General features: G+C 45.1%; 13 protein-coding genes, 1 tRNA gene and 2 pseudogenes. 10 read left to right on the top strand and 6 right to left on the bottom strand.

Translation table 11 applies throughout. The features are described 5' to 3' along the window. The coding region (locus C4S61_RS19410; protein WP_146064448.1) for a DUF4372 domain-containing protein at positions 1–208 on the bottom strand (208 nt) is incomplete at its 3' end. Positions 209–455: 247 nt separating this feature from the next. Here C4S61_RS19410 and C4S61_RS22395 point away from each other — a divergent pair. From C4S61_RS22395 to C4S61_RS22410, 7 genes and pseudogenes are all read left to right on the top strand, one after another. After that, positions 456–527 (top strand): tail fiber protein, encoded by a 72-nt coding sequence (locus C4S61_RS22395; RefSeq protein ID WP_235010124.1) that lies wholly within the window; start codon positions 456–458, stop codon positions 525–527. A gap of 97 nt (positions 528–624) precedes the next feature. Next, on the top strand, positions 625–945 hold the full coding sequence (locus C4S61_RS22400; protein ID WP_235010120.1) for a phage tail protein: 321 nt from the start codon (positions 625–627) through the stop codon (positions 943–945). An 80-nt stretch (positions 946–1,025) separates the two neighbouring features. Further along, positions 1,026–8,633, top strand: coding sequence for an MBG domain-containing protein (locus C4S61_RS19420; RefSeq protein WP_103926452.1), 7,608 nt, complete (start codon positions 1,026–1,028; stop codon positions 8,631–8,633). A 62-nt stretch (positions 8,634–8,695) separates the two neighbouring features. Further along, positions 8,696–9,664 (top strand): PorP/SprF family type IX secretion system membrane protein, encoded by a 969-nt coding sequence (locus C4S61_RS19425; RefSeq protein ID WP_103926453.1) that lies wholly within the window; start codon positions 8,696–8,698, stop codon positions 9,662–9,664. A 712-nt stretch (positions 9,665–10,376) separates the two neighbouring features. Continuing rightward, positions 10,377–11,183, top strand: a pseudogene (gene ltrA, locus C4S61_RS22405) (group II intron reverse transcriptase/maturase). A 43-nt stretch (positions 11,184–11,226) separates the two neighbouring features. Further along, positions 11,227–11,289, top strand: a pseudogene (locus tag C4S61_RS22700) (hypothetical protein); the annotation flags it as partial. 69 nt (positions 11,290–11,358) lie between these two features. Further along, on the top strand, positions 11,359–11,541 hold the full coding sequence (locus C4S61_RS22410; RefSeq protein WP_235010121.1) for a hypothetical protein: 183 nt from the start codon (positions 11,359–11,361) through the stop codon (positions 11,539–11,541). An 80-nt stretch (positions 11,542–11,621) separates the two neighbouring features. Here the strand turns inward: C4S61_RS22410 and asnS are convergent, their stop codons facing one another. Next, a complete protein-coding gene (gene asnS, locus C4S61_RS19435) occupies positions 11,622–13,073 on the bottom strand; it encodes an asparagine--tRNA ligase (RefSeq protein ID WP_103926454.1) in 1,452 nt (483 codons plus the stop codon). A gap of 176 nt (positions 13,074–13,249) precedes the next feature. Between asnS and rpoN the strand changes: the two genes are divergently transcribed. After that, positions 13,250–14,710, top strand: coding sequence for an RNA polymerase factor sigma-54 (gene rpoN / locus C4S61_RS19440; RefSeq protein ID WP_103926455.1), 1,461 nt, complete (start codon positions 13,250–13,252; stop codon positions 14,708–14,710). 44 nt (positions 14,711–14,754) lie between these two features. Continuing rightward, positions 14,755–15,324, top strand: coding sequence for a PA-phosphatase (locus C4S61_RS19445; protein WP_235010122.1), 570 nt, complete (start codon positions 14,755–14,757; stop codon positions 15,322–15,324). A gap of 203 nt (positions 15,325–15,527) precedes the next feature. Here the strand turns inward: C4S61_RS19445 and C4S61_RS19450 are convergent, their stop codons facing one another. After that, positions 15,528–16,274 carry an outer membrane beta-barrel protein gene (locus tag C4S61_RS19450; protein WP_103926457.1) on the bottom strand — a complete coding sequence of 249 codons (747 nt, stop codon included), beginning with the start codon at positions 16,272–16,274 and terminating at the stop codon, positions 15,528–15,530. A 177-nt stretch (positions 16,275–16,451) separates the two neighbouring features. Between C4S61_RS19450 and C4S61_RS19455 the strand changes: the two genes are divergently transcribed. Beyond that, positions 16,452–16,525 (top strand) — tRNA-Arg (locus C4S61_RS19455). Between the two features lie 213 nt (positions 16,526–16,738). Here C4S61_RS19455 and C4S61_RS19460 read toward each other — a convergent pair. From C4S61_RS19460 to C4S61_RS19470, 3 genes are read right to left on the bottom strand one after another with little or no spacing between them, the layout of a single operon-like run. Beyond that, positions 16,739–17,188 (bottom strand): JAB domain-containing protein, encoded by a 450-nt coding sequence (locus C4S61_RS19460; protein ID WP_103926458.1) that lies wholly within the window; start codon positions 17,186–17,188, stop codon positions 16,739–16,741. Positions 17,189–17,240: 52 nt separating this feature from the next. Next, on the bottom strand, positions 17,241–18,227 hold the full coding sequence (locus C4S61_RS19465) for a DUF3871 family protein (RefSeq protein ID WP_235010123.1): 987 nt from the start codon (positions 18,225–18,227) through the stop codon (positions 17,241–17,243). Next, the gene (locus tag C4S61_RS19470; RefSeq protein WP_103926459.1) at positions 18,208–19,101 is read right to left on the bottom strand and encodes an AAA family ATPase; all 894 of its coding nucleotides are present in this window, start codon (positions 19,099–19,101) and stop codon (positions 18,208–18,210) included. Before C4S61_RS19470 ends, C4S61_RS19465 begins: the two co-directional genes overlap by 20 nt. Positions 19,102–19,128: the final 27 nt, after the last annotated feature.

Raw genomic sequence — 19,128 nt, forward strand, 5'->3', positions numbered from 1 at the left:
TGTTTTTGCAGACTTCTCTCAGACTACCGTTGCGGGTCAAAACCGCATAGAACATGCAGATAAAATGATCGATCGACTTGAGTTTCTTGTAATACCTGTCTGCGTTTTGCTGCTCTACAACCTCATTAAAAACTTCCATCGGGATCAGCGATAAAAGCTGGGCAATAATCGGATGGCCGGACAAAAAAATATGCTTACTTTGCTTCATATTGTTATTTCTTGGTCGAAACAACAATAGAAAAAAGATGGGACAGCTCCAAAAAGCTTCCCATCTTTCATTTTGGTACTATTCCAAGATTAAATTATTTTTGACGCTCGCGTTCTCGGACGACAGTAAAAATTTATTTTAACTATTTAATATTTATTTCTAACTTTTAACCTTTAAATTTAATACCATGAATGAAAACATTGGAATTGTTAAATTATTCGCAGGAGATTTTGCTCCGAAAGGATGGATGTTTTGTCAGGGACAAATCCTACCAATTTCGCAGTATACTGCTGTTTTCAGCTTGCTGGGAACCACCTAAGGAGGAAATGGAACCACCACTTTCGCACTATCTCAGAAGTCGGGTACCTGTTGATACCGGTTAAGGTCCCGGTCTTTCAAATTATCAGAGAGGTCAAATGGGAGGAGTAGAAAATGTCACCTTAAATCAGACTGAAATGCCGGCGCATATTCACGTAGCACAGGTTAAAGTAAGTGCCAATTTGGGTACAACCAATAATCCAATAGGCAAAGTTCCCGGTGCGATTCAGGCCCAGGTAGATCGGTCAGGTACCCCTTTTCCAGTCAATGCTTATGCAGATGCTCCATCGGGAATTGCTTCTCCTGATTCCACTGCTATTTTGCCGGCAGGTGGAAACCAAGGCCACAATAACATACAGCCATACCTTGGTATGAATTACATCATCTGCATGGAAGGAATTTACCCCCCTAGACCTTAAATCAGAAATCCCTTGGGACTAGGTAAAACTGGACCCAAGGATTTTTCTTCATTATTTGAATTTCGTTCACTCACAATTCGATGAAAAAACCTCTACTTCTTCCAATCTTTTTAATACCATTTTTATGGTCAAGTTTCCTTCAGCCGGTTTTGGCTCAAACGATTATTGATTTTGAGGCACCCCCAACTATTCCTATTGAAGGCGTCCAGTCTGTATCAGTAGATGGGTTTACCTTTGCTACAGATTTGTCTACAACTTACAGCATTGGATTTGCTCAGTTTAACGGATCAACTGCTTTGGTTGATGGCAATCAGCTTCCAGGGGGGCTTAAAAAATGGATAATCACCAAGGATGGTGGGGGAGAATTTCAATTTAGAAGTATTTATATTCAAGAAAGAGGTGACGGTTCTAGCTTAAGTGGCACTATTAGAGGGTATAAGAATGGGGCTCCTGTCGGATCAGCTAAACCAATTAACTTTAACGGGGTAAAAGACTACGTAAGTGATCCTGATTTTTATGATGTAGATGAAATTCGAATAGAGGCTCAAGACATTTATGTTGCCATAGATAACTTCACTTATGGTTCAGTATTTACAGGACCTGTGAATGCTGCTCCCACAGATCTTACCTTATCACCAACAAGCATCAATGAAAACGTTGCAGCCAATTCAACAGTGGGATCTTTTACCACCACCGATCCGGATGCCGGCAACACCTTTACCTACACGTTGGTAGCCGGAACAGGGGATGCTGATAATGCAAGCTTTAGTATCAGCGGAGCAAATTTGATAATTACCAACACGCCAAACTTTGAGATAAAAAATAGCTACTCAGTAAGAATCAGAACTACAGACCAGGGCGGTTTATTTTATGAAGAAGCGTTTACCATTACCATCAACAACGTAAACGAAGCTCCCACAGATCTTACCTTATCACCAACAAGCATCAATGAAAACGTTGCAGCCAATTCAACGGTTGGAACATTAACCACAACCGATCCGGATGCCGGCAACACCTTTACCTACACGTTGGTAGCCGGAACAGGGGATGCTGATAATGCAAGCTTTAGCATTAGTGGAGCCGAATTAAGAATTACAAACAGTCCCAATTTTGAAGTAAAAAATAGCTACACTGTCAGAATTAGAACCACAGACCAAGGAGGTTTATTTTATGAAGAAGCGTTTACCATTACCATCAACAACGTAAACGAAGTTCCTACAGATCTTACCTTATCACCAACAAGCATCAATGAAAACGTTGCAGCCAATTCAACGGTTGGAACATTAACCACAACCGATCCGGATGCCGGCAACACCTTTACCTACACGTTGGTAGCTGGAACAGGAGATGCTGATAATGCAAGCTTTAGCATTAGTGGAGCCGAATTAAGAATTACAAACAGTCCCAATTTTGAAGTAAAAAATAGCTACACTGTCAGAATTAGAACCACAGACCAAGGAGGTCTATTTTTCGAGCGTCAATTTACAATCAATGTCACCAATATAAATGAGGCACCAACGGTCACAGCCCCATTGACCATAGCAGTATTTGAAGATGAACCTCGAGCATTAACTGCCATCTCTTTTAGTGATGTAGATGCAGGAACAAATGAGGTGACTGCGACATTTAGCGTAGCCACGGGCACGCTGTCTGCCACGAGTGGAGGAGGAGTGACGGTGGGGGGTTCTTCAAGTGAGCTGACACTTTCTGGTGCTATCAACGATATCAATACATTTATTTCGGCAGGTAATTTGAAATTTACCACTGCACTGAACTCGACCTCCGATGTGACCTTGGCTATCAACATCAGTGATAATGGAAATACGGGATCTGGAGGTGTGCAAACTGACCAGGCAACTGTGACCATTGAAGTGACAGCAGTGAATGATGCTCCGGTCAATTCAGTGCCTGGTAATCAGCAAACCGATCAGGATGTTGCGTTGGTTTTTTCTAGTGGTAATGGTAACCTGATTAGTGTCAGTGATGTGGATGCGGGCGGAGCAATTATTAAAATATCCTTGACAGCTACCAATGGCCTGATAACGCTATCAGGAACTACGGGTTTATCATTCAACACAGGAACGGGAGTCAATGACGCCTCCATAGATTTTGCCGGAACAATCACAGCTATTAATTCGGCGCTGAGTGGAATGACATTCAATCCGATTCAGGGATATAGTGGGTCTGCAACGTTAACGATCATCAGCGACGATCAGGGATTCTCAGGATCAGGAGGTACCAAAACAGATACTGATATAATTGAAATCACCGTAAATTCCATCAATCCGGTGGTGACCAGCGTGACCAGCAGTACTGCAAATGGGCTTTACAAAGCAGGGGATGAGATATCCATTCAGGTGATTTTTGATCAGCCTGTGATTGTAAATTCGACAGGAGGACTGCCTACCCTGACTCTGGAAACAGGCAGTGTGGATAGAGCGGCAAGCTATGTCAGCGGATCGGGCACTACTACGTTGAATTTCAGTTACACCGTTCAAGCGGGTGATGCTTCCGAGGACTTGGATTATGCAAGTATCAATGCATTGATTTTGAACGGTGCCGTGATTGAGAATAGCACCAATGATCCTGCAATTTTGCAGCTGCCTGCTGTAGGTTCGGCCAATTCGCTTTCCGGTCAAAAAAATCTGATAATCGATACATCAAGTCCGGTGATATCCGGTGTTTCTGTGCCAGCAAATGGGGTATATGCTATAGACCAGAACTTGGATTTCGCTGTAAGCTTCTCGGAAGCTGTGGTAGTCTCAGGTATTCCACAATTAAGTCTTACAATTGGGGCAAGTACAGCTCAGGCAAGTTATCTATCCGGTTCAGGTTCCAATGTTTTGGTTTTCAGGTATACTGTACAAAGCGGCGACTTGGATCTCAATGGAATCACTGTAGAGACTTTGTCCCTGAATACTGGAACCATCCAAGATGTGGCAGAAAACAATGCAAACCTTACTCTCAATAGTATAGTTAGCACCAGTCAGGTGCTAGTAGATGGGGTAAGGCCTTTTGTGGAAAGTTTGAGTTTGAGTGACAATTCGCTTGCTATAGGTCAGACGGCAACCCTTACAGTGGCATTCAGTGAACGAGTTTCGGGTCTCGAAACTGCTGATTTTACGGTTGCGAATGGAAGCCTTTCAGGTTTGACCTCCGCAGATGGAGGAGAAACTTGGACGGTAACTTTTACTCCAACCGGCAATGTACAAGATGCGACCAATGTGATCATTCTTGAAAATGCAGGATATACCGACCTGGCCGGAAACGCCGGAACTGGAACCATAGAAACCTTTAATTATGAGGTCGATACCCGGCGTCCGACTGCTACGCTAGTAGTGGCTGATACGGATTTGGCATCTGGAGAGAAGAGTCTGGTTTCGATCACTTTTACAGAAGCTGTGACGGGATTGATGCTGGATGATTTTAGTGTCGCAAACGGAATTCTTTCAGATTTGGAATCTGGTGATGGAGGAATAACCTGGACGGCAACGCTAACTCCTGATTCGGGAGTAGAAGATGCCAGCAACTTGATCACACTAGACAATACGGGTTACCAGGATTTAGCCGGTAATACTGGATCCGGAACAACGGAATCCAATAATTACCTTGTGGATACAGTAATCCCTACGGGCTATTCGGTTTCCATCGTTCCTGATAGAATAAATGGAATAAACCAGAACAATTTTAGTTTCAACCTCAAAGATGGATATCTAGGTTCGGATTACTCATTCTCGATCAGTAGCAGTGTAGGAGGAACACCCGTTACCGGAACCGGTGAAGTCACAAGGAACAATCAACTCATCGATGGGGTCAATGTAAGTAGTCTTCCTGATGGAATCTTAACCCTGACAGTCACCATAACGGAAGCTTCAGGCAATGAAGGAGAAGAAGTAAGCGATACAGTAGAAAAACGCTTACCGGCAGTATTGACTATTTCCGTGAAGACACAAGCAGGAGAAAATAACTTAGCAAACGGGGAATTTGAGATTGTGACAGATAATCTGTTTGCTGCAAATACCACAGTTACCATCCAAGTGGAAGGTACTGCTAACCCGGGTTCAGATTACCAAGCCTTAGGAACTTCCTTCGATTTTCCAGGAAATACACCTAGTGTTCTCCTGCCGGTTTCGATAATCGATGACTTTAATGTAGAAGGTGAGGAGACGATCATTTTAACCTTGACGGGGACTGACAATGACCTCGTGACTATTGGTACACCAAGTGCAGCGACAATAACGATCACTGACAATGATGTCGCGACTGAACTCATTATTACTCCGCTACCAGGCCAAAATAAGGAATATGGAAACGACGATCCAGTTGCTTATTCCTATACGGTTGAAGGCTTTAAAAACGGTGATAATATCTCCATTTTGGACGGAGACTTATCAAGGATAGCAGGGGAAAACGCAGGTACTTATTTCTATGAATTAGGTGACTTGGACGCAGGCCCGAATTATGAATTAGTGCTTAACCCTGAAGTCTTTACGATTACTCCGGCTACACTCTCGATTGAGGTGGGCCGGTTTGACAAAGTATATGGTGAGGAAGACCCTGATTTAGTTTATACCCCTACAGGCTTTAAGCGAAATGATACGGAAGAAATCCTTGGAGGAGTACTTGGGCGAACCGCAGGAGAGAATGTAGGAACCTATCCGTTTAACCTCGGATCGCTGAGCGCGGGAGACAATTACAACCTGCAGTTGATCAGTACTACTCCCTTCCTGATTACACCTGCACCGCTAAGGCTAATAGCAGATAATAAACAGAAAATCTTTGGTGCGGCTAATCCTCCTTTGACCTTCACCTATGACGGTTTAGTTAATGGAGATACGCAAATCCAGACTGCACCAACTCTTAGTACAACGGCTACTGAAACCTCTCCAGCAGGTGATTATCCAATTACCGTGGACGGAGGTTCGGATCCCAACTATTCGATCTTACGGGTAAACGGAACCCTGACCATTGGACAAAAAACTGTAACGATAACCGCTTCCGACCAAAGCAAAGTATACGGCCAGGCCAATCCAGTCTTAACCTTCAGTTATACCGGCTTACAGGAAGGTGACACTCAAATCCAGACCGAACCGACCATCACTACTGAAGCTACGATAAGCTCCCCGGTAGGAAGTTATGAAATCACCTTAAGTGGAGGATCAGATCCAAACTATGCATTCAATTTGGTAAATGGCACCTTGAGCGTTACTCCAGCTAGTTTAACGATCACAGCAGATGACAAGCAGAAGATCTATGGAGAAGCAAATCCACCGTTGACCTTTAGCTATGCCGGCTTTGTGAATGGAGATACTGAAGTTGCTGTCGAACCAAGCATTACAACCTCAGCTACGTCAAGTTCCAATGTGGGGACTTATGAGATTACACTGACTGGAGGTTCAGATCCGAACTATGCGATCACTCGGGTAAATGGTACTTTGAGCGTTACTCCTGCTAGCCTAACCATTACGGCAGATGACCAAAGCAAAATTTATGGAGAAGCAAATCCAGCCTTGACCTTCACGTATGATGGTCTTGTTAATGGAGATACAGGAGCTGCGGTTGAACCAAGTCTTGCTACCACTGCTACGGCAAGCTCTCCAGTGGGAAGCTATCCGATCACGGTGACCGGAGGTTCGGATCCCAACTATTCGATCTCACGGGTAAATGGAACCCTAACGATTGGACAAAAAACAGTCACCATCACGGCAGCCGATCAAAGCAAAGTATACGGCCAGGCCAATCCAGTCTTAACCTTCAGTTATACCGGCTTACTGGAAGGTGACACTCAAATCCAGACCGAACCGACCATCACTACTGAAGCTACGATAAGCTCCCCGGTAGGAAGTTATGAAATCACCTTAAGTGGAGGATCAGATCCAAACTATGCATTCAATTTGGTAAATGGAACCTTGAGCGTTACTCCAGCTAGTTTAACGATCACAGCAGATGACAAGCAGAAGATCTATGGAGAAGCAAATCCACCGTTGACTTTTAGCTATGCTGGCCTCGTGAATGAAGATACGCGGGTTGAGAACGAGCCTGCCATCGCAACTTCTGCGACTGCAAGTTCGAATGTGGGCGCTTATCCAATCACCTTAAGCGGAGGATCAGATCCGAACTATGCGATCACCTTGGTCAACGGTACTTTGACAGTTGGTCAAAAAGCGGTGACGATCACTGCAGATGATAAGCAAAAGATCTATGGTGAAGCAAACCCAACCTTGACCTTCAGTTATACAGGTTTGGTGAATGGTGATACGAAAGTGACTACTGAACCAAGCATCAGCACGACTGCAACGGCCAGCTCGAATGTGGGCACGTACCCAATCACGCTAAGCGGAGGATCAGATCAGAACTATGCCATCACCTTGGTCAATGGAACCTTGACTATAGGGCAAAAGGCCTTGACCATCACAGCAGCAGACAAGCAGAAAATTTATGGTGAAGCAAATCCAGTCTTGACCTTCAGCTATGCTGGCCTCGTGAATGGAGATACGCGGGTTGAGAACGAGCCTGCCATCGCAACTTCTGCGACTGCAAGCTCGAATGTGGGCACTTATCCAATCACGCTAAGCGGAGGATCGGATCAGAATTATACAATCACCTTGGTGAATGGTACATTAACAGTCAATTTTGCAGTGCTGAAGATTATAGCGGACGCTAAGAGTAAGATCTTTGGCAACTTGGATCCTGCATTGACCTTTACAACAAGCGGATTCAAACTTTCGGATACCGAAGCGATCCTGACTGGTACCTTGACCCGAACACCGGGAGAGAATGTGGGTATCTACGAAATCAGTCTTGGAACGCTAGATGCGGGAATCAATTACCAGCTTGATTTTGTAGGCAGTGAGCTGGAGATTATTCCAGCGCAACTGGCTGAATTCCTAACTGGTGGGGATATCACTACTCCTTGGTCTGTAGAACCTGTCTTACCAAATCAGGTCGATGTGCTGACGCAGGACGGTCAAATTCTAACCTATGAAGTCGTTTGGGACAGATCCACGCTTAATGTGTTCAAGCGCGGTACTTACACCATTTTTGGAACAGTAAATCTTCCGGCAGGTGTGCTCAATCCATCCGGTCAGAAAGCAGTCTTGCAGGTCATTGTGCTGCCAAAACCGGCACCAACGGATATCATTCTTTCCAACAATCAATTTGTACCGAATTCAAACGTGTTCTTCCAGGACATTGGGTTCTTCACGGTCATTGATGAATTTGATGATATTCATGCTGTTGAATTAGTGCCTGGAGCAGCTGACAATGGCTATTTCGAGATCAACTCCGACATCCTGTTTTGGAGCAGCGCGGATGAAGCGGCGGGGGTGACTGAGTTTACAATTGTAGTTCGGGTCACTGACCGGGATGGAAATGTAATCGAAAAGTCCTTCATCATTACCAGAGACCGTAAGGATATCGAAGACATTGAGATATTCAATACCTTCTCACCAAACGGAGACGGTGTCAATGATACTTGGGGTGTCCCTGACCTGAAATATTTCCGAGGGGGAAGAGTTCAGGTATTTGACCGCAGTGGACAGCGGGTATTCTATACCGAAAGTCCAGCCGAACGATGGGATGGTACCTTTGAAGGAAAAGAACTTCCTGTTGGTGCTTACTTCTGGATTTTGGAATCCAGAGAAACAGGAGAAGTAAGAAGAGGAGTCCTCAACCTACTCAAGAAATAAAAAAAGAGGGGAGATCTGAATTCTTTCGATCTCCCATTTTTCCATCACAAACTGACATCATCATGAACCGATTTATACATTACACTACACTCGGCCTAATCTTTTTACTCTTTGGACTTGGAACAAACCTCCAAGCCCAAACCCGCAAGTTTGTTTCCCAGTTTTCCCACTTTCAGGGCTACTTCAACCCGGCTTTGACAGGCTATGAAGGAAGCGTGGTTAGAGGCTTTGTCCGCAATCAGTGGGGTGGGATAGAAGGGGCTCCGAAGACCTACTTTTTGTCCGCGGAATTGGATTTCGGGGAACTGGCAGGAGAGGAGGATCCGGCGCTGTTGGGCAAGAATGCCCTCTCGGTCAACCTGCTTCAGGACAACTATGGCGCTTTTCGGGAGAACGAACTCACGGTCAACTACGCCGCCAGAGTCCGCCTTACTGAAAATCACAACCTACGCTTGGGCACCGGAGTGAGCTACCAAAGCGTAAGACTTGACGGCAATGCCCTGACGACCGAGGAGGCCAATGATCCCACGATAGGCCAATACATCGGCACCTTCAGCAACATGAACGTGATCGACTTCAACATCGGCATGGCTCTGACCCATGCCAACTATTACATCTCCTACGGCATCCACCGGGTAAACGGGGGCAATATCCAGAATGGAGATGAGTTTATGGAAGGCTATCCGGCCGAGCAAATGATTCAGGCGGGCTATCGGGAGGCCTTAAACGAGAACATTGCGGTGGCTGCCAACGGATTTTACCGATCCCGAAAAGATCTCCCGGATGTGCTGGAGCTCAACCTGAAAGTCCTTATGATGGACCGACTTTGGATCGGAGTAGGACACCGACTGGACTATGCTACGAATGCACAGATTGGCTTTCTTGCGGGCAAACTGAGACTGGGCTATGTCTACGAATTTGCGATGGCCAACAGCTACCTGCTTCCCGGCGGGGTCCATGAATTTACTTTGGCCCTCAACCTGTTCAGACCCAATGAAAGAAGAACCAAGGAGGAGGCTTTGATTTGGTAAGGTGTAAAAAGTCTGGTGACAATAAACGAATGCCTGATTTCTCAGGTGTTTCTTGTTGTGTGCCCGGCATGGGCGATAACTCTAGGGTGAAAGTCCCGAACACGCTTTGCAGTAGGGAGTGTTAACTTAAGACAAGGGTGTCCATCGCGAGGTGTCCCGATAGCTATCGGGATGAAGGAAGTCGGCGGCAAAGGCGTGGCCTGACGAACAGAAACTGCATGTAAGGCCAAAGGAGGCTGGATAAGGTTGCATCACAAACCGAAGTCCTATACTGTCCGGAGCCTCCGGGGTAAATGAAGCAGGTTGATGGGATGAAAGTTATCGTTCTTACCCGAGGAGACCTCATGGACGTGTGGAAACGGCGTATGAAACACAGAGTAAAGCTTATCATGAGGAGTCAGCCGAGGCCATAGTACCAGATATCGGCTATGTCTGGGAAGGGCAGAACTTTAAGGAGTGAGCAGTGAATGAATGTTACCAGATGAAAGGTAGAGAGCAGAAAATCTTGGAAGAAAAGACCTGCCTGCAGAAGAATAGGACGGAATCCGAAGGCTATGTAGGAGGGCAGACTTTCATGTGGATAACTGAAAACAACCTCACGGAGAATAACCGATTAGGATATGGACTGTTGGAGTTCATTCTATCACCATCAAACCTGAATGCAGCTTACCTACAAGTTAAGCGCAACAAAGGAGCTGGAGGTGTTGACAAGATGGAAGTCGAATCCCTGAAGGATTATTTTGTTGCCAATAAGGATGAACTATCAACAGCCATATTGTGGGGCAAGTATCGCCCCAACCCTGTTCGTAGGGTAGAGATACCCAAGGACAACGGGCAGAAACGGCAGCTGGGCATCCCCACGGTAGTGGACAAGGTAGTTCAGCAAGCTATTGCCCAAGTACTCACGCCTCTCTACGAACCCCAGTTTAGCGACCATAGCTATGGGTTCAGGCCAAAACGTAACGCCCACCAAGCACTAAAGAAGTCCAGGGATTACATCACGGATGGTTATGGTCATGCAGTCGACTTGGATTTGGAAAAGTTCTTCGACAAGGTAAACCATAGCAAACTGACAGAAGTACTCTCACGCACTATCAAAGACGGCCGGGTAGTATCATTGATACACAAATACCTCAATGCCGGGGTGCAGGTAGGGGGTAGCTTTGAAGCCAGTGAAATGGGTGGACCTTAGGGCGGGCCATTGAGTCCACTACTGAGCAACATCATGCTCAACGAACTGGACAAGGAGTTAGAACGTAGGGGTCACAAGTTCGTACGCTATGCAGATGACATGGTTATACTGTGTAAAAGCAAACGAAGTGCAGAACGCGTAATGGGATCGATTATCCGCTTTTTTGAGTATAAGTTATTCTTGAAAGTGAACAGGGACAAAAGCCAAACAGCCCCGATATCCAAGGTGAAATTCTTGGGATACTTCTTTTACAAAACCAAAGGGGAAGGGCGACTGCGGGTACACCCAAAGAGTGTATCAAAGATGAAAGCAAAGGACATCACGTAGCAAGGGCTGGGGCAACGACCACAGGAAGGAAACACTCCGTCAGTACATTAATGGTTGGGTTAACTACTTCAAGCTGGCAGATATGATAAGGTTGCTGCCAGGAATTGACGAATGGTACAGAAAGCGAATAAGGATGGTCATTTGGAAACAATGGAAACGTATAAGTACCAAACTGATGAATCTTGTCAAGCTCGGGGTGAAGAAATCCAAGGCTTGGGAGTGGGCAAATACTAGGAAGGGCTACTGGCACATCGCCAAAAACTTCATTCTAAATACCACCAGTACCAAGGAAAGACTTAGACAAGCTGGCTATTTATTCTTGTCAGAACACTACCAAAAGGTTATGATCAAAACTTAAGGAACCGCCCTGTACCGAACGGTACGCAGGGTGGTGTGAGAGGACAGATAGGGAACTAATCCCTATCTTCCTACTCGATTTCAAAACTCCGCGTTTCCTGGAGTCCTTGGGAATGCAATCACATCTCGAATATTACCCATTCCTGTCACGAATTGTACCATTCGCTCAAAACCCAATCCAAAGCCTGCATGAGGAGTGGATCCAAATCTACGGGTGTCGAGAAACCACCACATCTCTTCTTTTGGAATATTCATCTCATCCATTCTGGCGGTAAGTACATCCAGTCGTTCTTCACGCTGAGAGCCACCGATGATCTCTCCGATTCCCGGGAATAGAATATCCATGGCAGCTACTGTCTTTCCGTCTTCGTTTTGACGCATGTAGAAGGATTTGATTTCCTTTGGATAGTCAGTCAGGATGACCGGCTTTTTGAAATGCTTTTCGACCAGATAGCGCTCATGCTCCGACTGAAGGTCAGCACCCCAGCTTTCGATCAGGTATTGAAATTTCTTCTTCTTGTTCGGATTAGAGTTTCTCAGGATGTCAATTGCCTCTGTGTAAGTAATTCGGACAAATTCATTATCAACTACAAATTTGAGTTTGTCCAATAAGTTCAACTCGCTACGCTGATCTGTAGGTTTGGAGCTTTCTTCTTCAATAAGTCTGGATTCCAGGAATTTCAGGTCTTCCTGACAGTTTTCCAAAGCGTATTGGATAAGGTATTTCAGAAACTCCTCAGCCAAATCCGCATTGTCCTCTGCATCATAGAAAGCCATTTCCGGCTCGATCATCCAGAACTCCGCCAAGTGACGTGTGGTGTTAGAATTTTCAGCTCGGAAAGTAGGTCCAAAGGTATAAATCTCTGAAAGAGCCATTGCTGCCAATTCCCCTTCGAGCTGACCGGATACAGTCAGGTTGGTTTCCCTTTCGAAGAAATCCTGCTTGAAGTCGACTGATCCATCGGTATTTTTTGGAGGATTGCCAATGTCAAAGGTGGTGACTTTGAATGTCTCACCCGCACCTTCAGCATCAGATCCCGTGATGATAGGCGTATGAATATAGAAGAAGCCCTTGTCATTGAAATACCTATGAACTGCAAAAGCCAGCGCATGTCGCACCCGGAAGATAGCCCCGAAGGTATTTGTGCGCATTCTTAAATGCGCAATTTCCCGAAGAAACTCCAAGGAGTGCTTTTTGGGTTGCAGAGGGTATTTCTCAGGATCTGCTTCGCCTAGTATTTCGATTGACTTTGCATTGAGTTCTGAGGCTTGTCCTGCGCCCTGAGATTCCACTATAGTTCCCGTAATCTTCACACAAGCCCCGGTGCTGCATTTTTTGAGGATTTCCTCTGAAATCAGGTTAGGATCTGCCACCACTTGGTAATTGGTGATAATGGAGCCATCATTCAGCGCAATGAAAGAGACATTTTTATTACTTCTTTTGGTGCGAACCCAACCCATCAGGGTGATTTCTTGCCCGATTGGATTTTGATCCAGGATGGTCTTGATTTTGACCCGTTTGTTGAATGCCATGGGAGATTTCTTTATCGGAAAAAAGTGCTTTTCCGGCCATTTTTTAGTGGAATGCAAAAAAACGATTAAATCACCTTTTTATCAAAAAATTGCCTCTTTTTCCTAAATTTGATTGCAAAGCTTTTTCTGTTGAAAAGGCTTTTTTCACTCTAATTCGCAGGTATTAAAAGACATAAATGCAAAAGCTTAATCTAAGTCAATCCCTTTCTCAAAAGCTATCTCCCCAACAGATTCAGTTTATAAAACTGCTTCAAGTCCCTACTGCTGAATTGGATACGAGGATAGAAGAGGAGCTGGAAATCAATCCTGCTCTTGAAGAAGGCAAGGATGAAGAGCCTGAGCAGGCCCAGGAAGATGAATTTGAGGATTCATTTGACGAGGATTCTGGGCGTGATGATCATGAACTGAATCTGGATGATTACCTCGATGATGAATACGGGGGCTACAAAATGCAGGGTGACGGCAATTATAATCCTGATGAGGAAGATCGCGAGATTCCTATTTCATCCCAAGCCTCGCTCCATGAGCAGCTCATTACCCAGCTTAATTTTCTCAAACTGGATGAGCGCCAAAAAATCATCGGGCAACAGCTTATTGGCAGTATAGAGAATGATGGTTATATCAGAAGGGATCTGGAGGCGATTATTAATGATTTGGCTTTCAGTCAAAATATCGAGACTGACATCGATGAAATGGAGGAAATTCTCCGAAAAATCCAAAATTTTGATCCTGCAGGTATCGCTGCCAGGACGCTTCAGGAATGTTTGATCATTCAGTTGGAGCGCAAAGAGCATCCGGATGATCCTACTGTGATGAATGCTTTATTGATTCTCCAGGACTGCTTTGAAGAATTTACCAAGAAGCATTATTCCAAAATCCAAAAGCGACTCGATCTGGACGAGGAGCAGATTAAAGACTCCATCAACCTGATCACCCGGCTTAACCCTAAGCCGGGAGGCACATCAGATGGCCTGGTACGTACACAATATATCATTCCGGATTTCATTCTTACCAATGTCGGGGGAAAGCTCGAAGTCAGCCTTAATTCTAGGAATGCTCCTGAACTTCGGATTTCCAGATCGTATTCTGAGATGTTTGAGGCCTACGACAAAAGTGATAAGAAGGACAAAAAGCTTAAGGATACTGTCACCTTTGTAAAGCAAAAGTTGGATTCCGCCAAGTGGTTTATTGATGCGATCAAACAAAGGCAAAACACGCTTTTGAGGACGATGGAGGCGATTCTGACCTATCAAAAGGAATTTTTTATTGACGGAGACGAAACAAATCTCCGCCCAATGATATTAAAGGATATTGCAGAGCGGATCGGTATGGATATTTCCACCGTTTCCCGTGTCGCTAATAGTAAGGCGATCCAGACTGAATTTGGTGTTTATCCCTTGAAGTATTTCTTCTCCGAAGGCATCGCTACTGACAGTGGAGAAGATGTGAGTAATAGAGAGGTGAAATCGGTACTTCAGACTATGGTAGATGGTGAGGACAAGAAACGACCGCTCTCAGATGACAAACTCGTGAAAATGCTTAACAAGTTAGGGTATAATATTGCAAGAAGAACCGTGGCAAAATATCGTGAACAGCTTCAAATCCCAGTGGCAAGGCTAAGAAAAGAGCTATTGTGAGATCGATTGCCCTAGTGATTTCTGTGGTTTTTCAACCCCTGTTGATGCCTGCTTTAGTCTATGGAATGATCCTTTTCGCAGTTCCGGAGGCCACCATTATACCAGAGGAGTTTAAGGAACGAATCTTTTTTCTAATTATTCTTTGCACTTTGCTGATTCCGATGGTTACAATTATCGGTCTGAGACTGAGTGGGACAGTCAAAAGTCTACACATGCCGGAGGTGAGTGATCGCCGTATTCCGTTTATGATTACTTCCCTTTACTTTTTGCTTACCACTTGGTTTTTGTATCAAAAGACGACTATCGATCCGGTACTTTGGCTCGGTATGGCTGTCATTTGCATCTCTGTTCTGGTTCTGACAGCAGTAAGTTTTTTTTGGAAAATGTCTGCCCACATGACCGGAATGGGTGGGTTGATGGCAGTTGTGTTGGTTCTGGGGAGTAAATTTCCAACGTTTCAGGTGCTCTATCCGCTTCTCGGAGTTTTGGTGCTTTGCGGATTGGTTGCCTCCTGTAGATTAATGCTTCAGGCTCATCGACCCCTTGAGATTTATGTAGGTTGGGGAGTTGGTTTTTTGATTTGTTGGCTGGGATTTACTTGGATTTGGATATAAAAAAACCGGAAATACTCCGGATAATATTTTTTTAATCTGATTATACGCTATTCTGCCAGTAGAGGAATATACCCTTGATTTTGGGCTGGGAGACCGAATACGGAAGACCGAAGAAGTCCAAGAATTGGCATTTACTAGTTCATTTGAACTTCGAAGTTAGCTACTGGCAAAGTTCCGTATATCCATATTTTTTTAAGATGCTTTTAGAAAACTGAAACTGCCAGACCGAAATTTATTTGACTTGCTTCCGTAGCAAAAGGACCTCTTCCAGCCTGCCAAACATCATTTAGGTAAAAGTTGCCCCAGACATAGAACCCTGGAGAGCCTGCTTTGACAGAGACTGCATATCGGATTTTTTCCAATCCAAAGTTTTGAGAGTCCTTGATTTTGCGGGTATCGAAAGCTTCTGACTCATATTTCACCTTGGTATGCGCTTCATAGAGGAAGCCCACCTTACCTCCAATACTGAATCTGAAGCTTTTGCTGTAATTGTTTTTATTGATGTGATACCTGAGGTCCAAAGGGATTTCCAAATAATTTGCCGCAAAATTATTTCTGTTGATGCTGATGTTCTCACCATATACATCGGCCACATCCACTAGCCTGGATGATTCTGCTCCCAGTGTTGGATTAATAAAAAGGTTTTGATTGTCACCAAATTGATACTTGTCAGTACCTAAACCAATACCCGGATTTAAGGTAAAACCTGATTTTTCACCTAAAATATTGACGGGGAACTGATAAGAAACATTGAATGTTCTGGATCCAAAAAAATTCGTTTCGATATCGGCCGGTCGGTTTGTCAAAAGGTTAAAGCCAAATTCTATGTTTAAATCATTTGGGATATTGGGACGACCTCCAATTGGTGATTTTGGTTTAGTCTCGGAATCCTGTGCCTGCAGAGATTGAAATAAAAAGATAGCAAGGGACAGTGTAAATAATTTTTTCATCAAAAGAGGTTTCTAATCATTGGAATGTGGGCAAAAATATGAAATCCCGAAGGATTTACCTGCTTGACAGTCTTAATTATTCTTAAGGGTTACTAGAGACTTTGGATTCCTACGAAGGTTTCTTGGTAAAATGAGTTTGCATAAAAAAGAAATATAGGTACCTTTGCGCACCAATATGGCTTCGTAGCTCAATTGAATAGAGCACCTGATTACGGCTCAGGAGGTTTCAGGTTTGAATCCTGACGAGGTCACAAGATACGACAAACCAGACGGGTTTTTCAGCAGTTTTGTCTCCCTTTTTTGTCTCCCTTTTTTCGAGGCAGACAAAAGTGGAGACATGAAAAAAGGGAGGGCTTCGGTTCCTCCCTTTTTAGTTTACAGCCAGTGCAGAACTTTTGACCTCCACTGATCACATTTCGGTGAAATTTTCCACGTCTGCCATAAAACTTTTTCTGACCACACTGTCAGATTTTGCCTTCATCCGCAAAGCTGTAGTAGCCGCTTCTTGGAGTCAGGATCAAGTGATCGAAAAGCTCAACATCAACCCACCGACATGCCTGTTTAATGTTCTCGGTCATTCGAAGATCCTGGGCCGAAGGGTCCTTTCTTCCCGAGGGATGATTGTGCGCAAGGACGATGGATGATGCCAGCGTTTTCAACGCCATGGTTAGAATGAGCTTTGGATCACATACCACCGAAGCGACTCCTCCTTGAAACGCCTTATAATACCCGATCACCTGGTTGGATCGGTTCAAGTAGAGAATCACGAATTCCTCCCGTGCTTCGATCAAGTCCTGATCAAACACACGTTTCAGAATTTCGAAACTGTCCCGACTGTTTTTGATGGTGCCCATCACTGGATCTTCTGAAGTCCTGTGGTAGCTGAGCTTGAGTTCGTATAGAAAGTTCTTCATAACGTCACAGTTTTAAGGAAACCCCACTGCTTGTGACAGTGGGGATTGTTCCTTAGCTCAAGTACCAAAAGTCTGGGTGTGTCGAGTCCAGGGCAAGTCGGATCTGTTCGGTGAAGTCATACCCATTGACCCCTCGTTCCAGATACTTGTCGATGTACGACTGCTTGTTGGCTCCCGTTAACAGATTGAAGAACCTCCACAAATCAATGGTGCCAGACTGAGACCTGGAGAAGTTGGGATCATGGTAGAAGTGCTCGGCGATTCGTGAAACCTGAGTGTCGTTGATCAGCAACTCGGGGATCTCGCTTCTCAGAGGCTTGGGCAGGAATTGGTACATCCTACTTCTGCCGATGATCTGTGCAAACTGGCGTTCTTCCAGTTCGTAGGCTGTGAACAGGGACAAATTTCTCAAGAACCTGACCGCATCAAATCCTGAAATCAGTTCACACACTTGCTGAAACAGGTCCTCCACAGAACGAGCTTTCAGATCGAGTTTAACCCCATCAGTGGACACGCACAGGTTGGTGCATACCCGATTCTTGAACCCGATGAACACTTTGAAATGCTCGGGACTACCCTTGCATGAGTTCAGGTTGTCCAAATGAAAAGCCTTTACCCCGCCAATGGTCAGTTCAAGCATGTTTCCTGAAATCTCGTCTCTCACACCTGGGATGGTGATCATGAAAGCCATCCGCTCGAAGTAGATGGTCTTCTCGTGATTCAGAAGCTCCTGTGCTTTTTTGTGCCGTGCCTCATAAACACGGCCCTTGACAGGATGAGAAACCCGGATACTTGCATCAGGAAGATGAGCTAATCCAAAACTCTCCTGAGCGGCCAAGGAAACGGCCTCCACAAACTCACAGTGTGAAATGGCAGGCTCATTGTCCTTGAGGTAGACAGGAATCACATGCTGGTCTCGCATCTCTCTGAACTCAACAGTCTCGGTGTTGGCTTCGATGAATGCGGAAGACATTTCAAGCACTGGTGTCTCAGGTGCTCGATGGTGGATGGGCAGTCGATCAATGCGCAGTAGTTCCATTTTGTCTGAAGTTAGAAGGTTGACGGATGGCATTTTTCTGAGCAATGAACTCCTCACGGTAGATCTGCTGCAAACTTGGATTGGCATTGAAGAGCTTGATCAGCTCATCCATGTTTTTGCAGGCCTGAATTACATCGAGGAACTGCAAGTTTTTCTCAAACTCTTCTGTGAGAGAAAACACATCAGGCGTGTGAGAACTTCTGCCACCTTCCAGGCACCATTCCAGAATCTGTTTTCCTGTAGCAGATGTGATGGTGAATTCGGGCTTATCGACAAACATCCCGGTTCGATCCTTGGAAGCCGAGGCTTGGTGCTTGATGTTCACATCGAAGACGATGGTGAAATCATACTCCAGACCGTCACGCTGAACTCCCTTTAAACCGACCTTCTCAGGAACCATCTTCCCATTTTTATCTGTGAGCACGTAATCCTGTTTGCTTCTGACAGTCGCGATGACATGAGCCGACGAAGACAGGATTTTGTTGATCAGGGCATTGTGACGGGGAGTGATCTTTGCCCAGTTGGTGAAACTGTTGCCTGGCATGTTGGACTGAATGTCAAGCAAGGTTTCCCATTCGTGAGAGATGCTGTCGATGACGATCACTTCCATACCAGCGTTCTCACAAATCTCGATGGCCTCCACATACTTCTCAGGGGTGTGGGGAGAGCTGATCGAGATGACATTGTACTGACCCAAGTTTGCGTAGAGATCTGCACTCTGATTCTCGGTGTCGATGACGGCAATCTTTGTCCAGTTGGTTGTCAGACCATAGGCAAGCAGGAGTGAAGAGTAAGTCTTGCCAGCCCCGCTTGGACCCTGCAACGCAATTCGAATACGTGCTTGGGAACGTTTTGATACTCGTAAATTTTCCATGTGTTTGAGGTTTAAGTTTAACACTGG

The sequence above is a fragment of the Algoriphagus boritolerans DSM 17298 = JCM 18970 genome (genome assembly GCF_900108085.1).
In the GTDB taxonomy this organism is placed as follows: domain Bacteria; phylum Bacteroidota; class Bacteroidia; order Cytophagales; family Cyclobacteriaceae; genus Algoriphagus; species Algoriphagus boritolerans.